Raw genomic sequence first — 23,418 nt, 5'->3', positions numbered from 1 at the left:
CGGTTCAGTGACGCTGTCCGACTCCCCATGACCCCCATTCGTATGATGACCTGGTTTTGACACGCATAACGGGGGTGGTTGAGCGTGATCAATCCGGAGGAGATCCCGCAGTTCACCGGCAACCTCTTCCAACTGGAGTTGGACCATGCCGCGTTGAAGAAGGACGCGGGGAGCATTCGGGACACGGGCAGTGATGTGCATTCCCAGTTCCAGGGGTTGTCGGCGTTCTACCGGGCTCCGGAGGCGGAGCAGTTGTTCGCGACGACGAAGCCGGTGCGGGACCGGGCGGACGGTTTCGCGACGAATCTGGAGACGGTGTCGTCGGCGCTGTCGTCGTACGCCGCGGAGATACGGCCCCTGGTGTCGAAGCTGCTGGAGCTGAAGACGAAGGCGCACACTTTCGTCGGCTCGGTGAAGGACGACGGCGAGTGGGAGTACGACGAGGACAAGGTCGCCGAGCACAACCGGCTCCGGGACGAGATCACCGCGACGGTGGCGGCGTTCTGGGCGGCGGAGCGGACCTGCCACAACAAGATCACCGCGTTGTGGGGCGGGACGCAGATGGTGGCGGGGGACGGTTCGGAGCGTGAGGACCAGTACGGGTTCAACGCCGAGGACATGAAGAACGCGAAGCTTCCCTGGGGTGACCCGGTGGAGGAGAAGCACCACTGGTACGAGGTCGGCCACTGGGTGAAGTCGTTCGTGTGGGACGGGCTGATCGTCGACGGTGTGTGGGGGACGATCAAGGGTCTGGGCACGCTGGTCGGGTTCGGCGGCTGGGAGGCGATGGGCCAGGCCTGGAAGGGCCTCGCGCAGCTCGCCACCGGTCTGGTCCTCACCGGGATGCCGCTGGTGGGTGCGGCGTTCTGGGCGTTGCCGGACGACAAGCTGCCGTCGTGGCTGCGGGAGTCGCGCACGGCGATGAAGGAGACCGGCAAGGCGCTGGTGGCGTGGGACGAGTGGGGCAAGAACCCCGCCCGTGCGGCGGGTGCGGTCACCTTCAATGTGCTGACCACGGTGTTCACCGGTGGTGCGGGCGGTGCGGTGGCGGGTGCGGGCAAGGCGGGCGCGGTGGCGAAGGTGCTGTCGGTGGCCGGGAAGGCCGGCCGGGCCATCGATCCGATGACGTACATCGCCAAGGGCGCGGGTGCGGGCCTGTCGAAGATCGGCGACATCACGAAGGCGCTGAAGGGCGTCGGGAACATCGAGATCCCGAAGCTGCCGGACAACGCGGTCACGCTGCCCGAGGGCACGGTGATGCTGCCCGACGGCACGGTCCGGCTGCCGGAGGGCGCGGTGGTCCCGGCCGGGGCGGCGAAGCTCCCGGACGGGAGTGTGAAGCTGCCCGAGGACGTGCCGGTGCTGCCGGAGGGCAGCACGAAGCTGCCGACCGGGCCGGGTGCTCCGGCCCGGTACTGGGATCCCGAGGGCAACCTCCTCGACGAGCGGGGCAACGTCCTGCAGAAGGCCGAGGACGGTCCCGGCGACATCGTCGACCAGCCCGACCCGGGCAGCCCGGCGGCGGGCGCGGACGTGCCCCGGGTGGACTCCCCGGTGAGGGAACCGGCCCTGGTCGGCGCGGCCCCCAACACCGCCGACAACGCCGCCGGCGCCGCCCAGCACGTCAACCTCGGCAACAGCCTGGACAACGTCGGGGACGTCGGCCGCGTCGGCGAGGACGTCACCACGACACCGGTCGTCCACGCGGGCGGCGACATCCCGGCCGTCCACGCGAGCACCGACCTGCCCGGAAGCAACACGGGCAGCCACCTCCCCGGCGGCACCGCAGACCACCTCCCCGGCGGCTCGGCCGGCAACAACCTGCCGACCAACAGCGTCGACACCCACACCGGCAGTACGGTGCCCGGTCCCCGGACGGGAGACAACCTGCCCGGCGGCGGCCACGCGGACGCCGTCAACACTCCCGGCCGGGACCTGCCGGGAAGCGGCGGAACCGCCCCCCTCCCCAGCCACATCCCCGAGACACCCGTCAACGGCCTGGACGACCTCGCGGGTCTCGGCGATGACGCCCTCGACCACACGGGCGGCCTCGGCGACGAAGCCGGGGACGCCGCCACACACGCGCCGGAGGGCGATGCACCCGCTCGGGACGCGGACGCCGCACGCCCCAGCTTCATGCGGGACGGTGACAACCCCTACGGGCCCGAGGGCTCCCTCACGCCGGAGCAGATCCAGGAGATCCAGGTCTACCGAGCCAACCACGAGCCCGGATACTTCGAGGAGTTCTACAAGTCCAACGGAAACCGCAAGAACCTGGAGTTCTCCGACGAGAGCATGACGACTCCTCCCCAGCTGACCCGGGAGTCGCCCCAGCACCCGTGGGTCTCGGCCAAGGACGCGCCAGAGCCTCTGAAGCCGAACTACATCGACGACGCGCTCAAGCGCGGGCGGAAGCACGCGAGCGACGAGGCGCTGAAGACGTTGGACGAGGCGGCGGCCAAGCGGCACCAGGCCATCGGATACGACCAGGCCGCCGGGCGCCACAAGGCCGAGGCCGTGGAGGCGCACAAGCAGGCCCCCACACCCGAGACGGAACTGACCCAGCTCGAACGCACCAACGAATACAAGGCCGCGCATCGCGACATGCGGGACGAGTCGGAGGCCTACGGTGAGCTCATCGCCGAGCACCACGTCATCCCGGAGCACTACGAAGGGGCAACCCGGGAGACAGTGCACGGCCCGAAGAACGGCAACGACCAGTTCGACCAGGTGTGGCGGCGCGAAGACGGCGGTTACGTCGTCGTAGAAGCCAAGAGCAGCGTCACCACGGATCTGGGCGCCCGTAATCTACCCAGCGGAAAGCGCGTCTCCCAGGGAACCAGGGAGTATTTCGAGGACATCATCCGAGAAATGCAGAAGAGGGGAAAGAAAATCCCCTCCGAGCGTAAACTCGCAGCACAACTGATGAAGGCCCTGGATGAAGGGAAACTGGACTACATAGTCGTCAAGGGAGAGAAGAACGCCGGCAAGTACGCTGGCTACCACATGAGGCAGTTCGACATCTCTGAGAGGACCACTCCGTGACGATCACGATCCCACGGCACGGTGCGCCAGGCCCCGACGACGAAGCCTACGCGGAGGGACTGGGCGAGGACCTGGCAGAGAGTCTGGAGAGGCTCGAACGGTCGCCCGGTTCCATCGACTTCGTCTTCGGTACCGCGCTCCTGCACCTTCAGGCTCGTTGCGCCCCGGACCCCCGTGCCGCAAAGCTGGAGACCTGGGAAGCGGTCGTCACCGCGATGCAAGTGGGGTCCGCGCTGTTCGCCATGACAGGTGCGGCCGAAGGTACGGTGCAGTGCCGTATCGCCCGCGAGATGCGTACGCTCCCGGCTATCGGTCCGCGTTCGTACGCCGATGCGGGCAACTGGCTCACCGCCTTCTGGCTGGCCATCGTCTGCCGCGACCAGAAGCGGATGAGTCAGCTGTGCGAAATCCCCCTCGATCGGCTGCGCTCGCCCGATGGGTCCTACGACGGGTACGTCTACCACTGGGTGGAAACCCTGCAGGCATACTGGCTACAGCGTCCCGAACTGGTGGAGAAACTGACGGCCACACTGCAGGACTCGCACCCCGACATGGTGACGATCGCTCCTCGTGACCTGGTGCAGAACGTTCTCTATCCGCCCATTAACCTCTTCTACCGCTTCCTGCGCAAGGACGAGGAGGGATTCAATCAGGCCTTGACTGAATCCCTAGAACTCCACAAGGCGTATTGGACGGCCGACGAGGACCGCGCGGAGGATCCGTCGGGTGCTGTCGCTCTCGGCCTCCTTGCCATCACCTGCCTCGCCTACGACGGCGGGATCCCGATCGAGGTCGAATCCGACTACCTCCCCAAGCATCTGCTCGAGCGAGGCTGGCTGGGCGAGTTCGCCACCTGATCCCCCGGAGTGGCCGGACGGGCGTCGACGACGTCGGCTTCACCCGGGCACTCGCCGACGCCCTCCGGTGGCCCATGACGCCGACATCACCGTCGAGGTCGGGTCCGACTACCTGCCGCCCCCCTGGAGCGCAACTGGTGTGGGAAGTTCCCCATGCAGGCGCAGGGCACGGCGGGGGCGCGGCCGTTCCGTCTCCAATGCCTGTGCCGCGCCGCCGCCCGTGCCGTCTAGAACAAGCTCAGCAGCGCCTCCGCCGGATCCGTCAGGGTCGTCTCGCTGTCGGGCAGCGGGAGTTCGAACCACACCGTCTTGCCGTGCGGGGTGCGGCGTGAGCCCCAGGCCGCCGAGAGCAGGCCGACGAGTTGCAGGCCCCGGCCGCCCTCGTCCGTGTCGCGGGCCCGGCGGCGGCGTGGCTGGACCAGGCCCGCGTCCCAGACCTCGCAGACCAGGGTGCGGTCCAGCAGCAGGCGCAGCCGGATCTCGCCCTCGCCGTACCGCAGCGCGTTCGTCACCAGCTCGCTGACGAGCAGTTCGGTGGTGTCGACGAGGGGTTCCAGGTCCCAGCTGAGGAGCTGGCCGCGCGCGTACTCGCGGGCGCGGCCGACGCTGCGCGGCTCGCGCGGCAGGGTCCAGTCGCCGACCGACTCGGTGGGCAGGCCCTGTACACGTGCCATCAGCAAGGCGATGTCGTCCTCGCCGTGGTGCGTGTCGAGGGTGTTGAGGACGTGGTCGCAGACGTCCTCCAGGGGGCGCGAGGGGTCCGTCAGCGCGCCTACGAAGGCCTGGAGGCCCTCGTCCAGGGGGTGGTCGCGGGACTCGACCAGGCCGTCCGTGTAGAGCGCCAGCAGCGCGCCCTCGGGGAGTTCGACCTCGACCTCCTCGAAGGGCTCCCCGCCCACGCCGAGCGGCATGCCCGGCGGCACGTCGAGCATCAGGGCCGGCTCCCCGGGCTCGACCAGCACCGGCGGCAGATGGCCGGCGTTGGCGAACGTACATCGCCGGGTGACGGAGTCGTAGACGGCGTAGACGCAGGTCGCGAGGTACACCTCGGAGAGGTCGGCCTCGCGGGGGCGGCGGGCGGCGCGGGTGGCCTGCTGGACGCCGCCGGGGGTGCCGAGCCCGCGTGCGATCTCGTCCAACGCGGAGAGCACCTCGGCGGGTTCGAGGTCGAGCAGGGCCAGCGTGCGGACCGCCGTGCGCAGTTCGCCCATGGCGACCGCGGCGCGCAGGCCCCGCCCCATCACGTCGCCGACCACCAGCGCCGTGCGGTGTCCGGGGAGTTCGATGACGTCGAACCAGTCGCCGCCGACCTCGCTGGGGCGGCCGGTGGAGACGTTGCCGGGCAGGTAGCGGCAGGCGATGTCCAGGCCGGAGGCGACCGGGTCGCCGGGCGGGAGGAGGGACCGTTGCAGTATCAGCGCCCGTTCGTGCTCGCGGCGGTAGAGGCGGGCGTTGTCGATGCAGACGGCGGCCCGGGCGGCCAGTTCCACCGCGAGGTCCCGGTCCCGGTCCCCGAACGGCTCGCTGCCCTTGGTCCGCGAGAACTGCGCGAGGCCCACGACGGTGTCGTGGGCGACCATCGGAATGGCGAGCGTGGACTGCACGAGGCCGCCGTCCTCGCCGGGGATGTACTGCGGGCGGGCGGTGCGCAGGGCGTCCGCGCAGGGCGAGTTGAACGGGTAGTGGTGCACCGCGCCGACCGCGACGGGCGCGCCGGTGCCGGCGAAGGGCGCGTCGGAGACGGCGGACGCGAAGGCGACGCGGCGCAGTTCGGCGCTGCCGTCGGCGAGCCCGGGCGGGGTCTCGTCGCCGGCCAGCAGGCCCTGGTAGAGGTCGACGGTGGCCAGGTCGCAGAAGCCGGGTACGACGACGTCGAGGAGTTCGCGGGCGGTCGTCTCCAGGTCGAGGGAGTTCCCTATGCGGGCGCCCGCCTCGTTCAGCAGGGCGAGATTGCGCCGGGCGGCGGCGGCCTCGCGGGCGGCGGCGCGGCGGGCGGTGATGTCGGTGCCGAGCCAGGCGATGCCGATCGGGCGGCCGGATCCGCTCTTCACGCGGTAGAGGTTGATCGACCAGTGCCGGCGTTCGTCGGAGCCGGGGACGAATCCCGTGACGTGCATGTCCGTGATGGAGTCGCCGGTCTTCAGGACGCGGCGCAGGATGGCGGTGACCCGCTCGGCCTCGGGGCGGGGCAGGTAGTCGTACACCCCCTTGCCGCGGTGGTCGTCGGGGGTGCCGCCGAAGAGGGACGCGAACCGGTGGTTGGCGCGCCGCACCCGCAGCTCGGGGTCGATCAGCAGGAACCCGAACGGAGATTGACCGAATATCGCCTGCGAGGCGGCCAGGTCGGTCTCGATGCTGCGCAGGGTGCGGACGTCGACGACGATGCACACGGCGGCCTTCTCGCCCTCCTGGGTGCGCGTCGGCATGACGTACACCTCGGCGAGGCCGTCCTCGCCGGGCTTGCCGTCCTGCGCGCCGGGCATCCGGAACGGGACCACGCCGGTCCACTCCCGCCCGTCGAGTATCTCGGCCATCTTGCGCTGGCCGCGTTCACGCAGATCCGGGTCGATGAACGCGTCGATCGGATCCATGCCGACGGCCCGTTCGGCCGGGATGCCGAAGATGTGTTCGGCGCGCAGGCTCCACTGGTCGACCAGCCCGTCGGGGCCGATGGAGAAGGAGGCGACCCTGATGTAGTCGTAGATCGAGCCGGGCGGACTGCTCTGCCACAGGGCGTCCCCGGCCGGCACCTCGCCCTCGCCGCCGGCGCCACCGCCGACGACCGGGACGTGTCCCGTATCGGCTGCGAGCGCACCCGCGTCCTCAGCCCTCGCGCCGTCCGACGGGTCCTCGGACTCCGCGGCCTTCGCTGGTATCTCGCTCACGCGAACCGTCCCCTCCAGCTCACCGCGCCCGGCACCGGTCACCGGGGGCGGCTGCCCGCAGTATCCAGCACTACGGCGCCGCACGGCACGGTGTTCACGATCACAGCACGGTCCAGACGTATTCAGAACCGTTCCGTGACAACACTTCCAGTCTTCTAACCAGCGGACACACCGCCGAACCCCACCTTCCGGCACGGGTCGCCGGGCAGGGGTGCCGACGTACGCACACCCCGCCCCGTCCGCCCCCAGCTTCCCGGACGGACTCAGTCGGGCACCACCAGTTCGAACCACACCGTCTTGCCGGTGTCTCCGGGCCGGGTGCCCCAGGAGCGCGAGGAGGATGCCACCAGTTGCAGCCCGCGCCCGCCCTCGTCGTCGGGCCGGGCGACCCGCTCGCGCGGCGGGTCGGGCAGCGGGTCGGAGACCTCCGCGCGCAGCACGCCGTCCAGACCGGCGGGACGGACCAGGCGGACGCCGATGGGGCCGGTGGCGTGCCGCAGCGCGTTGGTCACCAGTTCGCTGACCAGCAGGGCCGCCAGGTCGCCGACGCTGTCCAGCCCCCAGTGGCGCAACTGCCCCCGCACCGCGCCGCGCGCGGTGCGCACCGCTCCGGGGTCCGCGGGGAACGTCCACTCGGCGCAGTCGCCTTCGGTGTCGATCACGCCGATCACTTCCCGGGCCAGCAGGTGCATCCCATGTCCGTTTTCACTGGGTTAATTGGCACATACCCGATATGCGGGGTGCAGTACCGCGACCGGTGGCACGGGTGGCGCACGGTGGCACCGACGGCGTACGGCGACACCGACGACGTACGGGGGGATGGGGCGACGCGGGGATGGGCGACGAGGGGGATGGGCGACGAGGGGGATGAGGTGACGGAGTGACGGGACGCGGCGAGGTTGCGGAGGGGGGAGGTGGCGAGGTTGCCGGGGGAGGTGGCGGGGTGGAGGCTCCGTCAGCGACGCGGCACGCCGGGGCGGGGCGCCGCCGGTCCCAGCCGCTGGATCGTCTCCCGTACGGCGGGTACGTCCTGGTCGAGCCAGCCCACGTCCCAGATCTCGTCGGGGGCGAGCCAGCGCAGGGCGTCGTGGTCCTCCAGGGGGGCGGGGGCCGGGGAACCGGGGAGCAGACGGGCGGTCCAGACGTGGAGGACGTAGGGGTGCCTCAGCGGCCACTCCCCCGGCACGCGTTCGACGGCTTCGGCGGCCACGCCGAGTTCCTCGCGCAGTTCACGGACGAGCGCCTCCTGCGGCCGCTCGCCGGGCTCGACCTTGCCGCCGGGCAGTTCCCAGCGCCCGGCCAGCTCGGGGGGTGCGCTGCGGCGCGCGGCGAGCAGGCGGTCGCCGTCGAGCAGGGCGGCGCCGACCACCACGATGCGATCCGTCATGCGCCGGAGCCTACGGGACCGCCGGGGCGGTCAGTTACGGGAGGCGTCCCCGTTCTGGCCGATGCGTTCGACCCAGTAGAGCTGCTTGTGTCCGCGGACGTCGAGACTGTCCGCGATCTTCTGGGCCTCGGCGCGCGTCGCGTACCGCCCCACGCGGTAGCGATTGCCGTTGTCGTCCTGCCGTATGACGAGCCAGGGCAGAGAGATGGTGCTGTCGTTCATCACGCCCCGCGCCCCCTTCCCTCCCCGGCCCATCCCGGTCCCGTCCCGAGCGCGCCCCGCACCCGGCCCTGCAAGGAAACCGCAATCCGCATATGCCCGAGCGTACGCCTAACCTTTACGCAGCGAATACGGCTTTTCACAAACAGGTACGCAACCAGCCATTGCGGAGGGGGCGCACGGGACCGGACGCGCCGTGCGCGCGGCGCGACGCCTCCGGTCGGCGGCACGCCGGGCATCTGGCGGGCCACCTGCGGGAACGACGGGATTCGACCGGATTCCGACGGCGCGCGGACGGCCTCGCACCGGGCGGTTTCCGGGGGCATCTGCCAAAGGGGTGTGCGCTGTCTCACCGGACGCGCCGCCTCACCCACGACCGCCCGCGCCCCACCGGGGAGCCGGGACCCCAACCATTGGGCGGCCGACGGGGACCGCGGACCGGCGGCTCGCCGACAGCCGGCCGCCGACGACCCCACCAGCAGATGCGGACGGCTACTTCACCGGCGACCGGCGGACCACTACTTCACCTACTTCACCGGCGACCGGCGGACCACTACTTCACCGGCAGGTGGTAGGCGACCCGGTAGCGGTCGGCCGGGATGACCACGTCCGCCGTCTCCACGGGGCGGCCCGACGCGTAGTACGTGCGGTGGACGACGAGGACGACATGGCCCGGGACACCTCCCAGGGTGAGGAGTTCCTCGGCGAGGCCGGGACGGGCGCCGACCTCCTCGGTGACGTTGTCGACGACGATGTCGATGGCGCGCATCCGCTCGACGACGCCCATGCCGCCCAGGGGGCCCTCCTCGGGCAGCATGACCGGGGTGCGGCCGGTGACGGAGAGGGGCTCCCAGGAGGTGGAGAGCATCATCGCCTCGCCCCCCTCCCGGAAGACGTATCTCGTGCACATCACGCGGTCACCGGGCTGGATCGCGAGCCGCTCGGCGACAGCCCGGCTCGCCTCGGCCTGCTCGCTGCTGGACTCCCAGGTCCCGCGCGCGCGGGCGTCGGCCTGCTCCTGCCGGAACGGCGTCGCACCGCCGGACGGCCGGTAGCCGGAGCGGGCGATCCGGCGCGGCACCGGCCGCTCCCGCACGTACGTCCCCGACCCGGAGCGGCCCTCGACCAGCCCCTCGGCCATCAGCACCTTGCGCGCCTCCAGGGCGACGGTGTCGGAGACGCCGTACTCCTCGCGGATCCTGGCCTGCGACGGGAGGCGGGTGTGCGGTGGCAGCGAGCCGTCGACGATCTTCTTGCGGAGATCACCCGCGACCCGCAGATACGCCGGCTGCTCACCGAATGTCACTGGCCGCTCCCATCAGATTGTACAGACAGCAACAGACTGGCAACCGTGGGTTGGGCCGTGCAAGCAAAGGCCAGAGAATCACTCGATGTGATGACTTATGCCGGGGAGAGGCTTTACGCAGGCACTTTCTCCCCGCTATGGACGTGATCACACATCGAGCCCGCCCTCGTCCCCGTCGTCCCCGGAGGCGCTGCCGCCCTCGTAGTCCTCACCGTAGGTCGGCGCGGTGGTGGCCAGCCCCAGAGCCTCGCGCGCGGTGACGGTGGCCTCGCCGTCGACGTGGGAGTAGGCGTTGTCGTAGTGCTCGTAGAAGGTGTCCACGTCGGTGGCGGCCGCCGCCTCCGCCCACTCCCCGGCGGCCTCCCGCATGTCCTTCACCAGGTCGGCGACGGGCTGCCGCGCCTCGGCGGACCAGGTGTGCCCGCCCAGCGCCTCGGCCTGCTCGCCGGTCACGTCCCCGGCCTCGCCCGCCCAGGTCCGGTTCACCTCCAGGTCGTCCTCGGCGTACTCCTCCGGCTCCTCGTAGAGCACCTCGTCGACGGCGGCCATCGCCTCGAGGAAGTGGAGCTGGTCGGCGTCGAGGGTCGTCCGGTCGGCGCGCAGCGAGCCGGTGAGGGTGCCGCGTTCGTCGGTGTTGGCGAAGACGCAGGTGATCTCGCGGTCGCCCCAGTCCCAGCTGTCCTGGGTGGGCGTGAGGTAGTACATGTCCACCTCCTCGGTCAGCAGCCAGGGGTCCATGGTGTAGCTGTCCTGGAGGGTCCAGCACTCGTCCTCGGCCGTGTCCGTGACGTAGTCGTCGCCCGGGTAGCCGCTCCCGGTGAGGGCGACCGTGCCGAAGACCTCTCCGTCGTGCTCACCGGAGCAGGGCACCTTGTCGACGTCGTAGACGTCGTCGCGGAAGGTGTCGCCGGGCACGTCGAAGCACTCGCCCTTGGCGAGCGAGAGGCTGCTGTTGCCGCTCGCGCCCTCCTTGAACCCCTCCCAGACGGCGGAGGCGCCCCCGGTGGCCAGCATCGTCACCCACAGCGCGAGCCCCAGGGAGGACAGCACCGCACCGCCGATCGCCATCCCCTTGCCGCGCTCACCGCGCCGGCGGATCTGCACCAGCGCGACGATGCCGAGGACCAGCCCCACGGCGGGCAGGAAGCACAGCACGCCGAGCACGAGCGCGGCGATGGCGACCCCGTTGACCGGCGCGGACCGGTTGAAGGGCAGATACCCCTGCCCCCAGCCCGGGTACGGCGGCCCCCCGTAGGGGCCCTGCGGCATCCCTTGCGGCGGTCCCTGGAACGGCCCCTGGAACGGCCCGGGGAACGGCCCCTGGGGGGCTCCCTGAACCGGCCCCCGGGGGTGGGGAGCGTACGGGCCCTGCGGCTGCGGAGGCCGGTACGGGTCCTGCGGCGGCTGGGGCCCGGAGGGTGGGGGTATGGACACGAGCGACGTGCTCCTGACTGGCGAACTGACGTACGACGACTGGGCGCATGGTAAGCACGGCGCGAGCGGGGGCGGTACGGGGGGCGCGAACGCGACGATCCGGGCGGCGAGCCGAAGGCCCCCCGCCGGGTCCCGCCCCGCCGGGGCCCGCACCCCGGTCGCCTCCCGGGAGGGTGTGGGTGGCGCTCCGTCAGGGGCTGCTCGACGGCTCGACGGCGGGGAGTCGGCGGGCGGACGCGTCACCGCCGAGGAGAAGTTCTTAGGCCGAACGGCCGCAGTGGTGCGTGCCTGCGCGGGCGATCGGGCACCCATGTCGCGCCGGACACTCCGGACACTTGGGACCGCCTGTCAGATCCGATCGGGAGCCACGCATGGAACCAGTCGCCACCCCGCGAAACTGTCCGTTCGACTACGCCGAGGCCCTCGAGTTCGATCCCATGCTCCAGCGCTTGATGACCGAAGAGCCCGTCTCCCGTATCCGGCTGCCCCACGGCGAGGGGGAAGCATGGCTCGTCACCGGCTACGACGATGTGCGCACGGTGACCACAGACCGGCGTTTCAGCCGCCGCGCCATCATCGGCCGGAACTTCCCGCGCATGACGCCTGAACCCATCGTTCAGGACGAGGCGATCAACGTGATGGACCCGCCGGCCAGCAGCCGCCTGCGCAGCCTGATCTCCAAAGGATTCGCGCCCCGTCAGATGGAACGCATGCGGGCCCGCACCCAGCATGTCGTGAACGAACTGCTCGACCGGATGGCGGAGCACGGCTCTCCCGCAGACCTCACCGAGCACCTGGCCGACCCTCTGCCCCTCGCCACCATCTGCGAGGTCCTCGACATCCCCGAGACCGATCGGGCCCAACTGCGCGCCCACGCACGGACCATGATGGACACCGGCGTCGACAACCGGGACGACGCCGTACGGGCCAAGGCCGAGCTCCGCGCCTATTTCCAGACGTTGACCAGGCACCGGCGCGAGAACCCGGGCGACGACCTGATCAGCGCGCTGGCCACAGCTCGCGACGGAGACGAGATCCTCAACGACCAGGAACTGGCCGTCATGGCCATGGTCCTGCTCATCACCGGACAGGACACCACCACCTACCAGATCGGGAACATCGCCTACCTCCTGCTCACCCGCCCCGAAGAGCTCGCCATGCTGCGCGCCGATCCCGCGTTGCTCCCGCAGGCCATCGAGGAACTGCTGCGCTTCATCCCCTTCCGCAAGGGCGTCGGCATCCCCCGCGTCGCCTTGGAGGACGTGGAACTGAGCGGGGTGACGATCAAGGCAGGGGACATCGTGCACGTCTCCTATCTGACGGCCAACCGTGACGGACGGAAGTTCGACCGGCCCGACGAGCTGGATCTGCGTCGCTCCGGCCCGTCTCACATGACCTTCGGCTGGGGTGGACATCACTGTCTCGGCGCTCCGCTCGCCACCACGGAACTCCAAGTCGCGCTCGGAACCCTTCTGGAGCGCTTCCCCGACCTGAAACTGGCGAAGCCGGCCGAGGAAGTGCGCTGGAACAAGACGTCGATCTGGCGCTATCCGCTCGCGCTGCCCGTCACCTGGTGACCATAGCCAGCGCGGTGGTACTCGACGCCTGGCCCGCAGCTTCGACGAAGCATCAGCTTTGAGGGGCACCGCGGCCTGATGACCGGCTTCGGGCCCGGCGTCACCGCCGAGATCGCCCTGGGCACCTGGACCTCGGAGTCCGCATCGTGAGGGGTGCGGGCCACCGGCCGCCATCGCCGGTCCCGCCTGCCCTTGACCAGCTCCCCGAGCATCTTGAGGTCGGTCCGACGCAGACATTTCTCCGTCAGCTTGCGTTGGGTCCCGACGATCGTTCACGGGTGTCCCGCGGACTGTCTGCGGACTGGCCGGGTGTGCTGAGGCGGAGAAATGCATGGCACACCGGCGGGATCCGCAACGAGACTGCGCAGGTGAGCGACTGCTACCCCTGTCCCTGCTGCGGGCACCGCGTGCTCGACGCCATGCCCGGCTCGCACGAGATCTGCCCCGTCTGCTTCTGGGAGGACGACGGGGTCCAGTTCCGCTGGCCGGCCATGGGCGGCGGGGCGAACAAGGTGTCCCTGATCGAAGCCCAACGCAACTACCAGGACTTGGGCGCCTGCGACGAGCACGGCCGCCAGTACGTCCGCCCTCCGGCCGAGGACGAGCCCCTCGACCCCGCGTGGCGCCCCATCGATCTGACACGCGACTCTATCGGGCATACCGAAGGGCACCGGACCCCATGCCCTCCGGCACCACTACGCCAGCCTGCTGATCAAGCACGGCGAGTCCGTGAAGACGGTCTCCGAGCGCCTCGGCCACACCAACGCGGCCATGACGCTGAACATCTACACCCACCTGTGGCCCGACTCCGAGGAGTGGACCCGGGCCGCCGTCGACAAGGCGTACGCGGACCAGTCCGCCGATGTCCAGCCACAGGTCGACGAAGCGGCGTAGCCGCTCCCCCGCGCGCTGACCGAAGTCAGCACGCTGCGGACTCTGTGCGGACCGCAAAGGCCGCCCAACCCGCTCCGTCGCAGGTCAGACGGCCTTTCACTAGATCAACTAGACGTTGAAGCGGAACTCCACGACGTCCCCGTCCTGCATCACGTAGTCCTTGCCCTCCATGCGGGCCTTGCCCTTGGCGCGGGCCTCCGCGACCGAGCCGGTCTCCACCAGGTCGCCGAAGGAGATGACCTCCGCCTTGATGAAGCCCTTCTGGAAGTCCGTGTGGATCACGCCGGCGGCCTCGGGGGCGGTGGCGCCCTTCTTGATGGTCCAGGCGCGGGACTCCTTGGGGCCGGCCGTGAGGTAGGTCTGGAGGCCGAGGGTGTCGAAGCCGACCCGGGCGAGGGTGGCGAGGCCGGGCTCCTCCGCGCCGACCGACTCCAGCAGCTCCAGGGCGTCCTCCTCGTCGAGCTCGGCGAGGTCCGCCTCCAGCTTGGCGTTGAGGAAGATCGCCTCGGCGGGGGCGACCAGGGCGCGCTGCTCGTCCTTGAAGGTCTCGTCGGTCAGCTCGTCCTCGTCGACGTTGAAGACGTAGAGGAAGGGCTTGGTGGTGAGCAGGTGCAGGTCGTGGAGGAGCTCCTCGTTCCCGGAGCCCTGGACGATGCCCGCCGAGAAGAGCGTGTCGCCCTTCTCCAGGATCTCCTTCGCCTCCTCGACGGCCTTGACCTTGGGCGCCACGTCCTTCTTGATCCGCGACTCCTTCTGGAGACGCGGCAGGACCTTCTCGATGGTCTGGAGGTCGGCGAGGATCAGCTCGGTGTTGATCGTCTCGATGTCGTCCTTCGGGGAGACCTTGCCGTCGACGTGGACGACGTTCTCGTCCTTGAAGGCGCGGATGACCTGGCAGATCGCGTCGGATTCGCGGATGTTCGCCAGGAACTTGTTGCCCAGGCCCTCGCCCTCGCTCGCACCGCGCACGATGCCCGCGATGTCGACGAAGTCGACGGTCGCCGGGAGGACGCGCTGCGAGGAGAAGATCTCCGCCAGCTTCGTCAGGCGGGCGTCGGGCACGCCGACCACGCCGACGTTGGGCTCGATCGTGGCGAACGGGTAGTTGGCCGCCAGCACGTCGTTCTTGGTCAGGGCGTTGAACAGGGTCGACTTGCCGACATTCGGCAGACCGACGATTCCGATCGTGAGCGACACGTTGCGACTTCCCGTAGTCAGAGGGCCAGGGGGCCAGACGGCCAGGGGCCAGACGGCCAGAGGGCCAGAGGGCTGGCCGATCCACCAGTTTACGGCGTGCCCGCGCCCAGCCCTGCGGACCTGTCGAACGCACGGTCAAGGTCCCGGCCCCGGCGTGTCCCGCGCCGGATTCGGCACATTAAACGACTTATGTTGGACCGATGGAGCAACACAGGACGCGTCCGCGGCGGAACGGAGTGCGACGCGGGACGCCACCCCTCCCGCCGCAGGCGGGCCGCGGTGCCCGTCCGGCGTCTCCCGCGCGGGGAGGAGACGGCTCCGGCTCCCGGTCCGGTGCGCCGTCCGGGGCCGGTTCCGGGGCCGGTTCCGGGGCCGGTTCCGGGGCCGGTTCCGGGGCCGGTTCCGGGGCCGGTTCCGGGGCCGGTTCCGGGGCCGGTCGCTCCCCGGCCCTTCCCCGGCCCGCTCGCGTGCCGGGAGCGTCCGCTCCGGCTCCGGCGGGCGTCGCGCGCCGTCTGCCCGATCCCCGGCTCACCGGGCTCGGCTGCGGGCTGTTCAGCATGGCGCTGATGCTGCTGGTCGGCTGGCTCGACCACGCGCTGTTCGACGCCTCGCCGACGGTGTACGGGGTGCTGTTCCTGCCGGTGTGCCTGCTGACCGCGCTGTGGGTGCGCCGGGCCGAACCGCTGTCCGCGCCCACCGTCGTGCCCATCGCGTTCGCGGTGGGGCTCGTGCCCGTCGCCCACGGCGGCGACGGGCACGGCTCCCGGCTGACGGGGGTGATCACCGCGCTGGCCACGGAGGTCGGCTGGCTGTACTGCGGGACCTTCGTCGCGGGGCTGGTGGTGCTGATCCGCCGGATCGGCGCGGCCGGCCGACCGGCCCGCGGTCGCACCGGGGCTCGCGGTCACACCGGGGCCGTTCGGTAGCCGGTCGGTAGCCGGGGTCGGTAGCCGTGCCGTCCGGCGGGGCCCCAAGGGGCTCCTAGGCCGTCTGGTGGCTGTCCTTGGCCGCCCGCATCGCCGCCCCCACGATGCCCGCGTTGTTCAGCAGCTGCGCCGGGACGATCTCCGCCTTGATGCCCTCGATGAGCGGCAGGAACTTCTGCGCCTTGCGGCTGACGCCACCGCCGATGATGAACAGCTCCGGCGAGAACAGCATCTCGACGTGGGCGAGGTACTTCTGGACGCGGTGGGCCCACTGCTCCCAGCTGAGGTCGCCGTCCTCCTTGGCCTTGCTGGAGGCGCGCTTCTCCGCGTCGTGGCCGTGCAGCTCCAGATGGCCGAGTTCGGTGTTGGGCACGAGGGCGCCGTCGACGAAGAGGGCGCTGCCGATGCCCGTGCCGAACGTGAGCAGGATCACGGTGCCGCTGCGGTCCCGGCCGGCGCCGAAGGCGATCTCGGCGACGCCCGCCGCGTCGGCGTCGTTGACGACCGTCACCGGGAGGCCGCCGAGCCGTTCGCTGAACAGCGCGCGCGCGTCCACGTCGATCCAGCCCTTGTCGACGTTGGCCGCCGTGCGGATGGTGGATCCGCCGGTGACCACGCCCGGGAAGGTGAGCCCCACCGGTCCCGTCCACCCGAAGTGGTCGACGACCTGCTTCACGCCGTCGGCCACGCTCTCGGGCGTCGCCGGGTGCGGGGTGAGCACCTTGCAGCGCTCCTGGGCCAGGTCTCCCTGGTCCAGGTCCACAGGGGCGCCCTTGATCCCGGATCCACCGATGTCCACGCCGAAGATCTGCATGGCACCACGTTACGACGATCGACTGACGGTCACCGCCCACGGTGCCCCCGTCACGCGGACGCCGCCACCGCCCCGCCGCGCGGTCACCGCGCCGACGTGGTCCCCGCGCCGGTCCCGCCGCGCTGGGCGACCAGGGCCGCGGCCTCTTCGCGCAGGTCGCGGCGGAGTTCCTTGGGCAGGGAGAAGGTGATGTGCTCGTCGGCGGCCTTGACGAGTTCGACGTCCCCGTACCCGCGCTCGGCGAGCCACTCCAGGACCTCCTCGACGAGGACCTCCGGCACGGAGGCGCCCGAGGTGACGCCGACCGTGGTCACGCCCTCCAGCCAGGTCTCGTCGATCTCGCCGGCGAAGTCCACGAGGTACGCCTGGCGCGAGCCGGCGAGCTTGGCGACCTCGACGAGCCGCTTGGAGTTGGAGGAGTTGCGCGAGCCGACCACGATGACGAGGTCCGCCTCTGCGCCCATCTGCTTCACCGCCAGCTGACGGTTCTGCGTGGCGTAGCAGATGTCGTCGCTGGGCGGGGAGATCAGCTGCGGGAACTTCTCCTTCAGGGCGTCGACGGTCTCCATGGTCTCGTCGACGGAGAGGGTGGTCTGCGACAGCCAGACGACCTTGGAGGGGTCGCGGACCTCGACCTTGGCGACGTCGGCGGGGCCGTCGACGAGCTGGATGTGGTCGGGGGCCTCGCCGGAGGTGCCGATGACCTCCTCGTGGCCCTCGTGGCCGATCAGGAGGATGTCGTAGTCCTCGCCCGCGAAGCGGACGGCTTCCTTGTGGACCTTGGTGACCAGCGGGCAGGTCGCGTCGATGGTGGCGAGCTTGCCGCGCGCGGCCTCCTCGTGCACCACGGGGGCGACGCCGTGCGCCGAGAACATGACGATGTTGCCCGGCGGGACCTCCTCCGTCCGCTCGACGAAGACGGCGCCCTTCTTCTCCAGGGTCTGCACGACGTACTTGTTGTGGACGATCTCGTGGCGGACGTAGACGGGAGCGCCGTACTGCTCCAGGGCTTTCTCGACGGCGATCACGGCGCGGTCCACTCCCGCGCAGTAGCCCCGGGGGGCGGCGAGCAGGACACGGCGGCCAGGCGAAGCGGTCATGCGTCCCATCGTAAGGCCGCGTCCGGCGGGTCGAAGATCGCCTGTGGACGGTGCGGGCGGGGAGACTGGCGGGTGAGCGGGGAGAGGAGGGGGCAGGCGCTCCCCGCGGAGGATCGGAGGCACGGATGTCCGACGCCGGTACGTCGACGCGCCCGCCCGCCGGGGCGCACGAGCTGCGGCGCAGTCTCGGCTTCCGGGACCTGGTGGTCTACGGGCTGCTGTTCATCGCGCCCATGGCGCCGGTCGGCGTGTTCGGCACGCTGGACGCGAAGTCGCACGGGGCGGTCGCGCTCGTCTACGTCGTCGCGACCGTCGCCATGGCGTTCACCGCGTTCAGCTACGCGCAGATGGTGCGGGTGGTGCCGCAGGCGGGGTCGGTGTTCGCGTACGCGCGCGTGGGGCTCGGCAGGGGGGCCGGGTTCGTCGCCGGCTGGATGGCGATGCTCGACTACGTCCTGATCCCGGCCGTGGCCTACCTCTTCTCCGGCATCGCGATGAACGCGCTGGTCCCGGGGGTGTCGCGGTGGGTGTGGACGGCGCTGGCGGTGGTCGTCACCACCCTGCTGAACCTGTGGGGGGTGCGGGCCGCGGCCCGGGTGGGCTTCCTGGTGCTGGCGATGGAGATCGTGGTGCTGGCCGTGTTCGTGGTGTCGGCGGTCGTCGTCCTCGCGCGGGACGGCGCGGAGCGGGGATGGCTGTCGCCGTTCGCCGGGGACGGGACGCAGGGGGCGTTCGCGCTGTCCGCGGTGCTCGGGGCGGTGTCGGTGGCCGTGCTGTCGTATCTGGGCTTCGACGCGATCGCCACGTTCGCGGAGGAGGTCACGGGCGGTTCGGCGAAGGTGGCGCGGGCGCTGCTGTTCTGCCTGGCGCTGGCGGGTGCGCTGTTCGTCGCGCAGACGTATCTGGTGGCGCTGCTGGAGCCGGTGACGTCGGCCGAGCTGGCCGCGGAGCCGGGGCGGCAGGGGTCGGCCTTCTACGACGCCGTCGACGTGTCCGTGGGGACCTGGCTGCACGACCTGGTGGCCGTGAGCAAGGCGGTCGGGGCCGCGTTCGCCGCGCTGGCCGGGCAGGCGGCGGCCGGGCGGCTGCTGTTCGCGATGGGGCGGGACCGGCGGCTGCCGGCGGTGCTGGCGCGGACGGACTCCGGGGTGCCGCGGGTGGCGGTGGCCTGCTCGGCCGTGGTGACGCTGGTGGCGGCGGTGTGGGCGGCCCGGCGGGACGACGGGATGGATCACCTGGTGTCGGTGGTGGACGTCGGGGCGCTGACGGCGTTCACGCTGCTGCACGCGAGCGTGGTGGGGTGGTTCGCGGTGCGCCGGGCGGGGGGTCCGGTGGTGTGGTGGCGGCACGTGCTGATGCCGGTGGCCGGGGCGGTGATCACCGTCGCGGTGATCGTGGAGGCGTCCCGGACGGCTCAGGTGGTGGGAGCGGTGTGGCTGGCGGTGGGGCTGGTGGTGCTGGGGGCGCAGCGGGGGCGGAGGACCCGGGACGCCGCCACCGGCTGAGCGGGCGGGCGAACGCCGGACACCGCTCAGCGTGGGCGGAGGGCCCGGAACGCCACCACCGGCTGACCCGACAGGCGCACGCCGGACACCGCAGAGACGCAGGGCCCGGAACGCCATCACCGGCTGATCGGACGGGCGGGCGCCGGACACCGCGGGGGTCGCGGTGCCGGACGTCGAGGCGGACGCCCGGTTGTCAGCGGCTGCCACTACCCTCGCGGGCATGGCTGTCAACACGTCCGCCGAGACTCCGCTGCCCGTGGGCGAGGTGTCCCGGCTCATCGGGGGGTGGATCGACCGGCTCGGCGCGGTGTGGGTCGAGGGGCAGATCACCCAGTTGTCGCGGCGCCCGGGTGCGGGTGTCGTCTTTCTGACGCTGCGGGACCCGTCATACGACGTCTCGGTGAGTGTGACGTGCTACCGGCAGGTGTTCGACGCGGTCGCGGACGTCGTCGGCGAGGGCGCGCGGGTCGTCGTGCACGCCAAGCCGGAGTGGTACGCGCCGCGGGGGCAGCTGTCGCTGCGGGCGGTCGAGATACGGCCGGTGGGGGTCGGGGAGCTGCTGGCCCGGCTGGAGCAGCTGAAGAAGTCGCTGGCCGCGGAGGGGCTGTTCGCTCCCGAGCGGAAGAAGCCGCTGCCCTTCCTCCCCCAGCTCATCGGGCTGGTGTGCGGGCGGGCGTCCGCCGCCGAGCGGGACGTGCTGGAGAACGCCCGGCACCGCTGGCCCGCCGTCCGCTTCGAGGTGCGCAATGTGGCCGTGCAGGGCGTGCACGCAGTGCCGCAGGTCGTGCAGGCCGTGAAGGAGCTGGACGCGCTGGAGGAGGTGGACGTGATCGTCGTGGCGCGCGGGGGCGGGAGCGTGGAGGACCTGCTGCCGTTCTCCGACGAGCAGCTGGTGCGGACGGTCGCGGCCTGCCGTACGCCGGTGGTGTCGGCGATCGGCCACGAGCCGGACAATCCGCTGCTGGACCATGTGGCCGACCTGCGGGCCTCGACGCCCACCGACGCGGCGAAGAAGGTCGTGCCGGACGTCGGTGAGGAGCTGGAGCGGGTGCGGATGCTGCGCGGCCGGGCGCGCCGGTGCGCGCAGGCGCTCGTGGAGCGGGAGGAGCGCGGGCTGGCCCACGCGCTGGCGCGGCCGGTGATCCAGGATCCGCACCGGATGATCGACGAGCGGGCGGATCACCTCGCCTCGCTGGTCGACCGGTCCCGCCGTACCCTCGGTCATCTCCTGGACCGCGCCGACTCCGAGCTGACGCACACCCGCGCGCGCGTGGTGGCGCTCTCGCCGGCCGCCACGCTGAAGCGGGGGTACGCGGTGCTCCAGCGGGCCGACGGGCACGTGGTGCGGGATCCGGGCGAGGTGACGGCGGACGAGGCGCTGCGCGCGCGGGTCGCCGCGGGTGAGTTCACGGTACGAGTCGACGATCAGGGGCTGGGTGCATGACGGGCAGGACGGACGAGGCGCTCGGGTACGAGCAGGCGCGCGACGAGCTGATCGAGGTCGTACGCCGCCTGGAGGCGGGGGGTACGACGCTGGAGGAGTCCCTCGCCCTGTGGGAGCGGGGGGAGGAGCTGGCCAAGGTGTGCCGGCGCTGGCTGGAGGGCGCGCGGGCCCGGCTGGACGCGGCGCTCGCGGAGGAGGGGGAGGCGCGGGAGGAGGGGTGACGCGGCGGACGGCTGTGAGGGCGGTCACCCCGCCCCCCACCGCTAGTTGAAGATTGAACTTCCATGGCGTACGGTCGATCACGTCAGCCGGTCCGGTGCCCCCGGATCCGGACGCGCACCCCAGGGAAGTCCACGCATGTCTCTCGTTCTTGACCCCGCCGCCCAGGACCTGCTGTTCCGCGAGGCCCGCACCGCGAACACCTTCACCGACGAGCCGGTGACCGACGAGCAGGTGCAGGCGATCTACGACCTGGTCAAGTTCGGCCCGACCGCCTTCAACCAGACCCCGCTGCGCATCACCCTGGTCCGCTCCCCCGAGGCCCGCGAGCGCCTGGTGAAGCACCTGGCCGAGGGCAACCAGGCCAAGACCGCCGCCGCGCCGCTGGTCGCGATCCTCTCCGCGGACAACGAGTTCCACGAGGAGCTGCCGCAGCTCCTCCCGCACTTCCCGCAGGCCAAGGACCTCTTCTTCAGCGAGCGTCCGGCCCGTGAGGGCGCCGCCCTGCTGAACGCCGCCCTCCAGGCCGCCTACTTCATCATCGGCGTCCGCGCCGCCGGTCTGGCCGCCGGCCCGATGACCGGTCTGGACTTCGAGGGCGTCCGCAAGGAGTTCCTGGACGACGACCACACCCCGCTGATGGTCGTCAACATCGGCAAGCCGGGCGAGAACGCCTGGTTCCCGCGCTCCCCGCGCCTGGCGTACGAGCAGGTCGTGACCACGGTCTGACGGCCTGAACGATGACATGACGAGGCCCCCGGCGATCGGAAGATCCCGCCGGGGGCCTCGCTCATGTCAGGGGGCGCGCGCGTCCGCCGAGGGGCGCGGCGCGCTCACTCCGTCGCCGGCGACTCCGACTCCAGCGACTCCGACTCCAGCGACTCCGCGAACTGCGCCAGCTTGGCCCACGACGCCGTGCCGGCCACCACCGTCGTCGAGCCGTCCGCGCTCTCCACGACGAGGGCGTCGTAGCGGCCGTCGGTGTAGCGGGTCCAGGTGCGACCGGCGAGCTGCTCCGTCCGCTCCGCCCGCTGGGCGCCCTGCGTCGCCTCGTCGATGAACGTGGACGGCTTCTGAGTGGACTGCTCGACCTGGACGTACTCCCCGTCGGGGGTGTGGAAGCCCAGGTGCCAGGCGTCGTACTGGGTGCCGTCGAAGCGCACCGAGGTCGCCTTCCAGGTGGACGGCAGGCCCTCGGGCGCGGCGATCGGGTACGAGGCGGCGCGACGTGCCGTGAGCAGCTCCACGCGGTAGTCGACGCGCTGGACGTCCGGAGAGTGGTCGTCGTGCGGGATGAAGAGGTACATCACCAAGCCCGCGATCATAATCACTCCCAGGGAGAGCACCATGTCCCGGACCGTCTGCATCTTGCCTTTCGAACCTGCCACGCCCCCTATCGTCGCAGGTGCCCGGTGCGCTCATCCGTGGGGTCCCCTGCTCATTTTGTCGGACTGACGATAGAGTCGGGCTCGAACCCTCATCCGGCCGTCGTCGTATCAGAAAGGTGCGCTCCGATGACCGAGCATCATCACTTGCCGTCCGAACTCGATGTGCCCTCCGAGGCCCCCGACCGCAACATCGCCCTGGAACTCGTCCGGGTGACCGAAGCGGCGGCGATGGCCGCGGGCCGCTGGGTCGGGCGCGGCGACAAGAACGGCGCCGACGGTGCCGCGGTGCGCGCCATGCGGACCCTCGTCTCCACCGTCTCGATGAACGGCGTGGTCGTCATCGGCGAGGGCGAGAAGGACGAGGCGCCGATGCTTTTCAACGGTGAGCGCGTCGGCGACGGCACCGGGCCGGAGGTGGACATCGCCGTAGACCCGATCGACGGCACCACGCTGACGGCCAAGGGCATGCCGAACGCGATCGCCGTCCTCGCCGCCACCGAGCGCGGCGCGATGTTCGACCCGTCCGCGGTGTTCTACATGGACAAGCTGGTCACCGGCCCGGAGGCCGCCGAGTTCGTCGACATCAACGCCCCCGTCGACGTCAACATCCGCCGGGTCGCCAAGGCCAAGCGGGGCACGCCGGAGGACGTCACCGTCGTCATCCTGGACCGGCCGCGGCACGAGGGCCTCATCAAGGAGGTCCGGGACACCGGGGCGCGGATCAAGCTGATCTCGGACGGCGACGTGGCCGGCTCGATCCTGGCGCTGCGCGAGGGCACCGGCATCGACCTGCTGCTCGGTATCGGCGGCACGCCGGAGGGCATCATCTCGGCCTGTGCCGTGAAGTGCCTTGGCGGCACCATCCAGGGCAAGCTCTGGCCGAAGGACGACGAGGAGCGGCAGCGGGCGATCGACGCCGGGCACGACCTCGACCGTGTGCTGACCACCGAGGACCTGGTGACCGGCGAGAACGTGTTCTTCGTCGCCACCGGGATCACCGACGGGGAGCTGCTGCGAGGGGTGCGGTACCGGTCGGAGACCGCGACGACCGACTCGATCGTGATGCGGTCGAAGTCGGGCACGGTGCGGCGGATCGACTCCGAGCACCGGCTCAGCAAGCTGCGGGCCTACAGCGCGATCGACTTCGACCACGCGAAGTAGGTGGACTGCGGGAGGGCCGAACGAGCGTGACGGCCCGTCCCGGACGAAAGGGGCGCCCCC

The 23,418-nt window shown here is 71.1% G+C and carries 20 protein-coding genes and 1 pseudogene; 11 read left to right on the top strand and 10 right to left on the bottom strand.

What is annotated here, in order from left to right; all coding sequences use genetic code 11:
• Nucleotides 1-84: 84 nt before the first annotated feature.
• Nucleotides 85-3,045, top strand: coding sequence for a hypothetical protein (locus ACFV9M_RS24245; protein WP_385067342.1), 2,961 nt, complete (start codon nucleotides 85-87; stop codon nucleotides 3,043-3,045).
• Complete coding sequence (locus ACFV9M_RS24240; protein ID WP_385067345.1) at nucleotides 3,042-3,902, top strand: immunity 49 family protein; 861 nt, start codon at nucleotides 3,042-3,044, stop codon at nucleotides 3,900-3,902. The genes ACFV9M_RS24245 and ACFV9M_RS24240 overlap by 4 nt, the downstream gene beginning before the upstream one ends.
• A 227-nt stretch (nucleotides 3,903-4,129) precedes the next feature.
• On the opposite strand, the gene ACFV9M_RS24235 is transcribed toward ACFV9M_RS24240, so the two are convergent.
• From ACFV9M_RS24235 to ACFV9M_RS24210, 6 genes are all read right to left on the bottom strand, one after another.
• Nucleotides 4,130-6,787, bottom strand: a complete 2,658-nt coding sequence (locus ACFV9M_RS24235; RefSeq protein WP_385067348.1) for a SpoIIE family protein phosphatase — start codon at nucleotides 6,785-6,787, stop codon at nucleotides 4,130-4,132.
• 263 nt (nucleotides 6,788-7,050) lie between these two features.
• Complete coding sequence (locus tag ACFV9M_RS24230; RefSeq protein WP_385067351.1) at nucleotides 7,051-7,479, bottom strand: ATP-binding protein; 429 nt, start codon at nucleotides 7,477-7,479, stop codon at nucleotides 7,051-7,053.
• Between the two features lie 263 nt (nucleotides 7,480-7,742).
• Nucleotides 7,743-8,174, bottom strand: a complete 432-nt coding sequence (locus tag ACFV9M_RS24225; protein WP_385067354.1) for a (deoxy)nucleoside triphosphate pyrophosphohydrolase — start codon at nucleotides 8,172-8,174, stop codon at nucleotides 7,743-7,745.
• A gap of 30 nt (nucleotides 8,175-8,204) precedes the next feature.
• Nucleotides 8,205-8,396 carry an SPOR domain-containing protein gene (locus tag ACFV9M_RS24220; protein WP_385067357.1) on the bottom strand — a complete coding sequence of 64 codons (192 nt, stop codon included), beginning with the start codon at nucleotides 8,394-8,396 and terminating at the stop codon, nucleotides 8,205-8,207.
• Nucleotides 8,397-8,946: 550 nt separating this feature from the next.
• Complete coding sequence (locus tag ACFV9M_RS24215; RefSeq protein ID WP_385067360.1) at nucleotides 8,947-9,699, bottom strand: GntR family transcriptional regulator; 753 nt, start codon at nucleotides 9,697-9,699, stop codon at nucleotides 8,947-8,949.
• A 147-nt stretch (nucleotides 9,700-9,846) separates the two neighbouring features.
• Nucleotides 9,847-10,968, bottom strand: a complete 1,122-nt coding sequence (locus ACFV9M_RS24210; protein ID WP_385067363.1) for a DUF4190 domain-containing protein — start codon at nucleotides 10,966-10,968, stop codon at nucleotides 9,847-9,849.
• A gap of 536 nt (nucleotides 10,969-11,504) precedes the next feature.
• Here ACFV9M_RS24210 and ACFV9M_RS24205 point away from each other — a divergent pair.
• The 3 genes and pseudogenes from ACFV9M_RS24205 to ACFV9M_RS24195 all read left to right on the top strand — a co-directional run bounded on the left by ACFV9M_RS24205 (nucleotide 11,505) and on the right by ACFV9M_RS24195 (nucleotide 13,604).
• Nucleotides 11,505-12,710 carry a cytochrome P450 gene (locus ACFV9M_RS24205; RefSeq protein ID WP_385067366.1) on the top strand — a complete coding sequence of 402 codons (1,206 nt, stop codon included), beginning with the start codon at nucleotides 11,505-11,507 and terminating at the stop codon, nucleotides 12,708-12,710.
• 146 nt (nucleotides 12,711-12,856) lie between these two features.
• Nucleotides 12,857-13,303 (top strand): annotated as a pseudogene (locus tag ACFV9M_RS24200) (CPCC family cysteine-rich protein); the annotation flags it as partial.
• A gap of 64 nt (nucleotides 13,304-13,367) precedes the next feature.
• A complete protein-coding gene (locus tag ACFV9M_RS24195; RefSeq protein ID WP_385102528.1) occupies nucleotides 13,368-13,604 on the top strand; it encodes a tyrosine-type recombinase/integrase in 237 nt (78 codons plus the stop codon).
• A gap of 108 nt (nucleotides 13,605-13,712) precedes the next feature.
• Here the strand turns inward: ACFV9M_RS24195 and ychF are convergent, their stop codons facing one another.
• On the bottom strand, nucleotides 13,713-14,801 hold the full coding sequence (gene ychF / locus ACFV9M_RS24190; protein ID WP_385067369.1) for a redox-regulated ATPase YchF: 1,089 nt from the start codon (nucleotides 14,799-14,801) through the stop codon (nucleotides 13,713-13,715).
• A 467-nt stretch (nucleotides 14,802-15,268) separates the two neighbouring features.
• Here ychF and ACFV9M_RS24185 point away from each other — a divergent pair, with 467 nt between their 5' ends.
• Nucleotides 15,269-15,727, top strand: coding sequence for a DUF6542 domain-containing protein (locus tag ACFV9M_RS24185; protein WP_385067371.1), 459 nt, complete (start codon nucleotides 15,269-15,271; stop codon nucleotides 15,725-15,727).
• Nucleotides 15,728-15,782: 55 nt separating this feature from the next.
• On the opposite strand, the gene ppgK is transcribed toward ACFV9M_RS24185, so the two are convergent.
• Both ppgK and ACFV9M_RS24175 read right to left on the bottom strand, forming a co-directional pair.
• Nucleotides 15,783-16,541, bottom strand: coding sequence for a polyphosphate--glucose phosphotransferase (ppgK, locus tag ACFV9M_RS24180; protein ID WP_385067372.1), 759 nt, complete (start codon nucleotides 16,539-16,541; stop codon nucleotides 15,783-15,785).
• An 83-nt stretch (nucleotides 16,542-16,624) separates the two neighbouring features.
• Nucleotides 16,625-17,650 carry a 4-hydroxy-3-methylbut-2-enyl diphosphate reductase gene (locus ACFV9M_RS24175; protein WP_385067375.1) on the bottom strand — a complete coding sequence of 342 codons (1,026 nt, stop codon included), beginning with the start codon at nucleotides 17,648-17,650 and terminating at the stop codon, nucleotides 16,625-16,627.
• A 116-nt stretch (nucleotides 17,651-17,766) separates the two neighbouring features.
• Between ACFV9M_RS24175 and ACFV9M_RS24170 the strand changes: the two genes are divergently transcribed.
• The 4 genes from ACFV9M_RS24170 to ACFV9M_RS24155 all read left to right on the top strand — a co-directional run bounded on the left by ACFV9M_RS24170 (nucleotide 17,767) and on the right by ACFV9M_RS24155 (nucleotide 21,538).
• Nucleotides 17,767-19,146, top strand: a complete 1,380-nt coding sequence (locus tag ACFV9M_RS24170) for an APC family permease (RefSeq protein WP_385067377.1) — start codon at nucleotides 17,767-17,769, stop codon at nucleotides 19,144-19,146.
• A gap of 220 nt (nucleotides 19,147-19,366) precedes the next feature.
• Nucleotides 19,367-20,590 carry an exodeoxyribonuclease VII large subunit gene (gene xseA / locus ACFV9M_RS24165; RefSeq protein WP_385067379.1) on the top strand — a complete coding sequence of 408 codons (1,224 nt, stop codon included), beginning with the start codon at nucleotides 19,367-19,369 and terminating at the stop codon, nucleotides 20,588-20,590.
• Nucleotides 20,587-20,811, top strand: coding sequence for an exodeoxyribonuclease VII small subunit (locus ACFV9M_RS24160; RefSeq protein WP_385067382.1), 225 nt, complete (start codon nucleotides 20,587-20,589; stop codon nucleotides 20,809-20,811). Before xseA ends, ACFV9M_RS24160 begins: the two co-directional genes overlap by 4 nt.
• Nucleotides 20,812-20,947: 136 nt before the next feature.
• Nucleotides 20,948-21,538 carry a malonic semialdehyde reductase gene (locus ACFV9M_RS24155; RefSeq protein WP_385067384.1) on the top strand — a complete coding sequence of 197 codons (591 nt, stop codon included), beginning with the start codon at nucleotides 20,948-20,950 and terminating at the stop codon, nucleotides 21,536-21,538.
• 104 nt (nucleotides 21,539-21,642) lie between these two features.
• Here ACFV9M_RS24155 and ACFV9M_RS24150 read toward each other — a convergent pair whose 3' ends face one another.
• Entirely contained in the window at nucleotides 21,643-22,197 is a 555-nt protein-coding gene (locus ACFV9M_RS24150; RefSeq protein ID WP_385067387.1) for a DUF4245 domain-containing protein, read from the bottom strand.
• Nucleotides 22,198-22,323: 126 nt separating this feature from the next.
• Here ACFV9M_RS24150 and glpX point away from each other — a divergent pair, with 126 nt between their 5' ends.
• The gene (gene glpX / locus ACFV9M_RS24145; RefSeq protein ID WP_385067389.1) at nucleotides 22,324-23,358 is read left to right on the top strand and encodes a class II fructose-bisphosphatase; all 1,035 of its coding nucleotides are present in this window, start codon (nucleotides 22,324-22,326) and stop codon (nucleotides 23,356-23,358) included.
• Nucleotides 23,359-23,418: the final 60 nt, after the last annotated feature.

It is taken from the genome of Streptomyces sp. NPDC059895, from assembly GCF_042731035.1.
In the GTDB taxonomy this organism is placed as follows: domain Bacteria; phylum Actinomycetota; class Actinomycetes; order Streptomycetales; family Streptomycetaceae; genus Streptomyces.
The sequence above is the reverse complement of the archived record's forward strand: the minus strand, read 5'-3'. Positions and strand labels throughout refer to the sequence as shown.

What these genes read in the sequence shown, in the direction of transcription:
- ACFV9M_RS24225 (WP_385067354.1), bottom strand. Translation starts at nt 8,174, where the DNA reads ATGACGGATCGCATCGTGGTGGTCGGCGCCGCCCTGCTCGACGGCGAC.
- ACFV9M_RS24230 (WP_385067351.1), bottom strand. Translation starts at nt 7,479, where the DNA reads ATGCACCTGCTGGCCCGGGAAGTGATCGGCGTGATCGACACCGAAGGC.
- ACFV9M_RS24205 (WP_385067366.1), top strand. Translation starts at nt 11,505, where the DNA reads ATGGAACCAGTCGCCACCCCGCGAAACTGTCCGTTCGACTACGCCGAG.
- ACFV9M_RS24220 (WP_385067357.1), bottom strand. Translation starts at nt 8,396, where the DNA reads ATGAACGACAGCACCATCTCTCTGCCCTGGCTCGTCATACGGCAGGAC.
- ACFV9M_RS24175 (WP_385067375.1), bottom strand. Translation starts at nt 17,650, where the DNA reads ATGGGACGCATGACCGCTTCGCCTGGCCGCCGTGTCCTGCTCGCCGCC.
- ACFV9M_RS24155 (WP_385067384.1), top strand. Translation starts at nt 20,948, where the DNA reads ATGTCTCTCGTTCTTGACCCCGCCGCCCAGGACCTGCTGTTCCGCGAG.
- ppgK (WP_385067372.1), bottom strand. Translation starts at nt 16,541, where the DNA reads ATGCAGATCTTCGGCGTGGACATCGGTGGATCCGGGATCAAGGGCGCC.
- ACFV9M_RS24170 (WP_385067377.1), top strand. Translation starts at nt 17,767, where the DNA reads ATGTCCGACGCCGGTACGTCGACGCGCCCGCCCGCCGGGGCGCACGAG.
- ACFV9M_RS24160 (WP_385067382.1), top strand. Translation starts at nt 20,587, where the DNA reads ATGACGGGCAGGACGGACGAGGCGCTCGGGTACGAGCAGGCGCGCGAC.
- glpX (WP_385067389.1), top strand. Translation starts at nt 22,324, where the DNA reads ATGACCGAGCATCATCACTTGCCGTCCGAACTCGATGTGCCCTCCGAG.
- xseA (WP_385067379.1), top strand. Translation starts at nt 19,367, where the DNA reads ATGGCTGTCAACACGTCCGCCGAGACTCCGCTGCCCGTGGGCGAGGTG.
- ACFV9M_RS24210 (WP_385067363.1), bottom strand. Translation starts at nt 10,968, where the DNA reads ATGCCGCAGGGCCCCTACGGGGGGCCGCCGTACCCGGGCTGGGGGCAG.